This window comes from Pseudomonas kitaguniensis, from assembly GCF_009296165.1.
GTDB classification, from domain to species: Bacteria; Pseudomonadota; Gammaproteobacteria; order Pseudomonadales; family Pseudomonadaceae; genus Aquipseudomonas; species Aquipseudomonas kitaguniensis.
Window position 1 is genome coordinate 1 of the sequence record NZ_VUAZ01000196.1, and the last position, 5,145, is coordinate 5,145.

Genomic DNA, 5,145 nt, shown 5'->3' on the forward strand with positions numbered 1-5,145 from the left:
CGGCGCCTGCGCCGGTTGCCCGGCCTGCCGTGGCACCGGCCCGCGCGCCTGCGTCAGGCGCGCATTCGCCTGCACCCAAGCGCAAAGCCTACAAGCTGGTCGCTATCGGTACGTCTACCGGTGGCCCGGTTGCCTTGCAGCGGGTATTGACGCAATTGCCGGCCAACTTCCCGGCGCCGATCGTGCTGATCCAGCACATGCCGGCGGCGTTTACCAAAGCCTTCGCCGAGCGCCTCGACAAGCTGTGCCGCATCACGGTCAAGGAAGCCGAGGATGGCGACATCCTGCGTCCTGGCCTGGCGTTGCTGGCGCCGGGCGGCAAGCAAATGATGGTGGATGGGCGTGGCGCGATTAAAATCCTGCCGGGCGACGAGCGCCTGAATTACAAACCGTGCGTGGACATCACCTTCGGTTCGGCGGCCAAGTCCTACGGCGACAAAGTTCTGGCGGTGGTGCTCACCGGCATGGGCGCCGATGGCCGTGAAGGCGCGCGCTTGCTTAAACAAGGCGGCAGCGCGATCTGGGCGCAGGACGAAGCCAGTTGCGTGATCTATGGCATGCCCATGGCCATCGTCAAAGCGGACCTGGCCGACGCCGTGTACAGCCTGGACGACATTGGCAAGCATTTGGTGGAGGCCTGCCTCTGATGGATGTATTGAGCCTGATTGGCATCATCATGGCGTTTGTCGCAATTATCGGCGGCAACTACCTGGAGGGCGGCCACCTTGGCGCCTTGGCCAACGGCCCTGCGGCACTGATCGTGATTGGCGGCACCGTCGGCGCTGCGCTGTTGCAGGCGCCGATGAGTTCATTCAAGCGCGCGATGCAAATCGTCATATGGATTATTTTCCCGCCGCGTGTCGACCTGCCAGGCGGCATCGACCGCGTGGTCAACTGGAGCCTCACCGCGCGCAAGGAAGGCCTGCTGGGCCTGGAAAGCGTGGCCGATGCCGAGCCCGACAGTTACTCGCGTAAAGGCCTGCAGTTATTGGTCGACGGCGCCGAGCCGGAAGCGATCCGCAGCATCCTGGAAGTGGATTTCTACACCCAGGAAAGCCGCGACATCAACGCCGCCAAGGTATTTGAAAGCATGGGCGGTTATGCGCCGACCATCGGCATCATCGGCGCGGTGATGGGTTTGATTCACGTGATGGGCAACCTGGCCGACCCCTCGCAACTGGGCAGCGGCATTGCCGTGGCGTTTGTCGCCACCATCTACGGCGTGGCCAGTGCCAACCTGGTGCTGTTGCCGGTGGCCAGCAAGCTCAAGTCGATTGCCCTGCGGCAATCGCGTTATCGCGAAATGTTGCTCGAAGGCATCTTGTCGATTGCCGAGGGCGAAAACCCACGTTCTATCGAACTGAAGCTTCAGGGCTTCATGGATTGATGGCGATGCACATCGACACTTCTAACCAGTGGCCAAACGGCTTGCTGTGGCGAGCGGGTTGTGCAGCGCGAGGTGCTTTGCTGTGAGCCGACGTCGCCGCGAGCCGGAAGAACACATTAACCACGAGCGCTGGCTGGTGTCCTACGCGGACTTCATAACCTTGCTGTTCGCATTCTTTGTGGTGATGTATTCGATCTCGTCGGTCAACGAAGGCAAGTACAAGGTGATTTCCGAAGCACTGATCGGCGTGTTTTCAGACTCCGACCGCGCGCTCAAGCCGATCCCGATTGGTGACGAGCGACTGAAGACGGTGACACCGGCCAAGCCGCTGGTCAACGACAGTGACGAAACCGCCGCTGGCGTAGGGGGCACCAGCGATCCGTTGAAAAGCATCGCCGATGACATCAGCGCAGCGTTTGGTGACCTGATCAGCTCCAACCAGATGACCGTGCGCGGCAATGAACTGTGGGTAGAGATCGAGCTTAATTCCAGCCTGCTGTTCGCCAGTGCCGACGCGATGCCGAGTGATCAGGCGTTCACCATCATCGACAAGGTGGCGGCGATTTTGAAACCCTTTGAAAACCCGGTTCACGTTGAAGGCTTTACCGACAACCTGCCGATTGCCACCGCCCAGTACCCGACCAACTGGGAGTTGTCCTCGGCACGCGCTGCGAGCATCGTACGCATGTTGGCGATGCAGGGTGTGAACCCTGAGCGCCTGGCATCGGTGGGCTATGGGGAGTTCCAGCCGGTGGCCAATAACGCCACCGCGCAAGGCCGTGCGCGCAACCGCCGGGTGGTGTTGGTGGTGTCGCGCAACCTGGATGTGCGCCGCAGCCTGACCGGCACGGGCACGGCCAATGCAACACCGGATGCGGCACTGAAGCGGGCTGGCACACAAACTGCACCGCCAACCGTTAAGCCGTCGGTGCGTCAGAGTGCCGTCAATTCTCCGTCACCGGCTCAATAACTTTATGCAATGTCTCGGTCGCGCCAATGCCTGCCGGGAGGAACCAACCGAATGAGAGTCTGGGCAGTTGCCAATCAAAAAGGTGGGGTCGGCAAGACCACCACCTCCATCGCTTTAGCCGGCTTGCTGGCCGAGGCGGGCAAGCGTGTGGTCGTGGTCGACCTGGACCCGCATGGCTCGATGACCAGCTATTTCGGTTATGACCCGGATGCGCTGGAACACAGCTGTTACGACCTGTTCCTGCACAAAGGCAGCGTGCCTGCCGACCTGCCGGCGCAACTGTTGCTGCCTACCAGTAACGAAAGTATTTCCCTGCTGCCATCGAGCACCGCGCTGGCGACCCTTGAGCGCCAGTCGCCGGGCCAGAGTGGTTTGGGCCTGGTGATCGCCAAGACCCTGGCGCAACTGTGGCAGAGTTTCGACTACGCGATCATCGACAGCCCGCCGTTGCTCGGCGTGCTGATGGTCAACGCGCTGGCGGCCAGCCAGCAGTTGGTGATCCCGGTGCAAACCGAACACTTGGCGGTAAAAGGCCTGGAGCGCATGGTCAGCACGCTGGCGATGATCAACCGTTCGCGCAAGCAGCCGTTGCCGTTCAGCATCGTGCCGACCCTGTTCGACCGCCGCACCCAGGCGTCCCTCGGCACCTTGCGCGTATTGCGCGATGGCTACCCCGAGGCTATTTGGCAGGGCTACATCCCGGTGGACACGCGCTTGCGTGACGCCAGCCGCGCCGGTCTCACGCCGTCGCAGTTCGACGGCAAAAGCCGTGGCGTGCTGGCTTACCGCGCGTTGCTCAAGCACCTGCTGTCGCAGCAACTTGTGGCGCAGGTGGCGTGATGAATCGTCCTGTCAAACTCAAGACCCGGCCGCAACTGGCACTCGAATCCTACCTGGATGCGTTGTTGCAGGAAGCGACCGAGGAGCAACTGCCAGAGCCGATTGTGGTGCTTGAAGCCGCCGTCGAACCCGCCGTTGAGCCTGTCAGCACGCTGGATGAATTCCAGTTGGCAGTGCTCGAAGAACAGGCGCGTGATGCGCAAGTCACGCCAGTGGTTGTGCCCGAGCCTTTGCCCGCACGCCTGGCCGCACCTGTCGTGGTGCCGATCACGCCGGTGGTGCTGGCGCCGGTAGTGGCCGAGCCGGTGGCGGACGTGCACATGCCGCCGAGCATTACGCCGCCGCCCGTCAACGGTGATGGGCGCCCGGCATGGGCGGCCGAGCCGTTTGAGTGCCTGCTGTTCGACGTCGCCGGGTTGACCCTGGCGGTGCCGCTGGTGTGCCTCGGCTCGATCTATTCTTTGCAAGGCCAGGAACTGACGCCGCTGTTCGGGCAACCGGAGTGGTTTCTCGGCATCCTGCCCAGCCAGGCCGGCAACCTCAAGGTGCTGGACACCGCGCGCTGGGTCATGCCCGACCGCTACCGCGATGACTTTCGCGAGGGTCTGCAGTACGTCATCTCGGTGCAGGGCTATGAGTGGGGGCTGGCGGTGCATCAAGTCAGCCGCTCGTTGCGCCTGGACCCTAACGAAATTAAATGGCGCAGCCAGCGAGGCCAGCGGCCATGGCTGGCAGGCACCGTGATTGAGCATATGTGTGCATTGCTGGATGTCGCCGAGTTGGCCGAATTGATCGCCAGTGGTGCCGTGAAGTCGATGCCGCAAAACAAACGCAGTTGATTGAACAATAAGGGCCGCGCTGGTGCGTGGCCAATTTTGAAGGGGTCAGGGGTATGAACAAGTCAGCGTCCGCACAAGGTTTAGATGATCCGATTCTGCAATGGGTTACCTTCAAACTGGACAACGAGTCGTATGGCATCAACGTGATGCGCGTGCAGGAAGTGCTGCGCTACACCGAGATTGCGCCGGTACCGGGTGCGCCAAGCTACGTGCTGGGCATCATCAACCTGCGCGGTAATGTGGTTACGGTCATCGACACGCGCCAGCGTTTTGGCCTGGTGCCGACCGAGGTTAACGACAACACCCGTATCGTCATCATCGAAGCCGACAAGCAAGTGGTCGGGATCATGGTCGACAGCGTGGCCGAAGTGGTTTACCTGCGCCAATCGGAAGTAGAAACCGCGCCGAACGTTGGCAACGAAGAATCCGCCAAGTTTATCCAGGGCGTGTGCAACAAGAACGGCGAACTGCTGATTCTGGTTGAGCTGGACAAGATGATGAGCGAAGAAGAGTGGTCGGATCTGGAGAACATCTGATTGTTCTTTGAAGCCGCGGTAATTGTCCTGGCCCTGTTGTGGGCCGGGACGTTGGCGTTCGCGCTGCGCTATATGCGCCAGCAGCGAGAGTTGGCCTTGCAACAGGCTGAGCGCGATGCGGTGCGTGACCGGCGCATTCTGGAGTTGGTCAAGCGCGTTGACCACTTCCAGCAAAGTGCGGTGCGGGTGGGGGATGAGGTGCATGAACTGCGCGCGATTCTGGCGCCGTTGCCGGATAAGGTGGCGCAGATTGAGCAGCGTGATCCCTCCAGCTTGTCTTTCGCTCAGGCGGCGAAGCTGGTGGGCATGGGGGCTACGGTGGATGAGCTGACCCAGTCGTGTGGGTTGACCCATGCCGAAGCGCAACTGATGAGTAAATTGCACAAGAGCTGACGGGGCAGACTCAGCTTATGCTGTAGATCTGCTTTTTTGATGTGGCGCTGTCGCGCGGCGAGCGGGCTTGGGGTGTTCTTTGGATTTTCGTGCATATCCGTTGTTTGGGTGATGGCTTGTATCGGTTTCGCTCTTACAGCGAGTCACTTTTGAACAGCGCAAAAGTAACCAAAACGCTCT

At 61.1% G+C, this 5,145-nt stretch carries 7 protein-coding genes; all 7 read left to right on the top strand.

All coding sequences use genetic code 11. The features are described from left to right. The coding region (gene cheB, locus F0169_RS25955) for a chemotaxis-specific protein-glutamate methyltransferase CheB (protein ID WP_152748010.1) at positions 1–647 on the top strand (647 nt) is incomplete at its 5' end. Then, positions 647–1,387 carry a flagellar motor protein gene (locus F0169_RS25960; RefSeq protein WP_058413170.1) on the top strand — a complete coding sequence of 247 codons (741 nt, stop codon included), beginning with the start codon at positions 647–649 and terminating at the stop codon, positions 1,385–1,387. The genes cheB and F0169_RS25960, both read left to right, overlap by 1 nt. Before the next feature lie 82 nt (positions 1,388–1,469). After that, positions 1,470–2,357, top strand: a complete 888-nt coding sequence (gene motD / locus F0169_RS25965; RefSeq protein ID WP_172979561.1) for a flagellar motor protein MotD — start codon at positions 1,470–1,472, stop codon at positions 2,355–2,357. Between the two features lie 51 nt (positions 2,358–2,408). Beyond that, positions 2,409–3,197, top strand: coding sequence for a ParA family protein (locus F0169_RS25970; protein ID WP_058413168.1), 789 nt, complete (start codon positions 2,409–2,411; stop codon positions 3,195–3,197). Continuing rightward, positions 3,197–4,036, top strand: a complete 840-nt coding sequence (locus tag F0169_RS25975) for a CheW domain-containing protein (RefSeq protein WP_152748011.1) — start codon at positions 3,197–3,199, stop codon at positions 4,034–4,036. The genes F0169_RS25970 and F0169_RS25975 overlap by 1 nt, the downstream gene beginning before the upstream one ends. Positions 4,037–4,089: 53 nt before the next feature. Next, complete coding sequence (locus tag F0169_RS25980) at positions 4,090–4,572, top strand: chemotaxis protein CheW (protein ID WP_003236843.1); 483 nt, start codon at positions 4,090–4,092, stop codon at positions 4,570–4,572. After that, positions 4,573–4,965, top strand: a complete 393-nt coding sequence (locus F0169_RS25985) for a DUF2802 domain-containing protein (protein WP_058413166.1) — start codon at positions 4,573–4,575, stop codon at positions 4,963–4,965. The last annotated feature ends 180 nt before the right edge of the window (positions 4,966–5,145 follow it).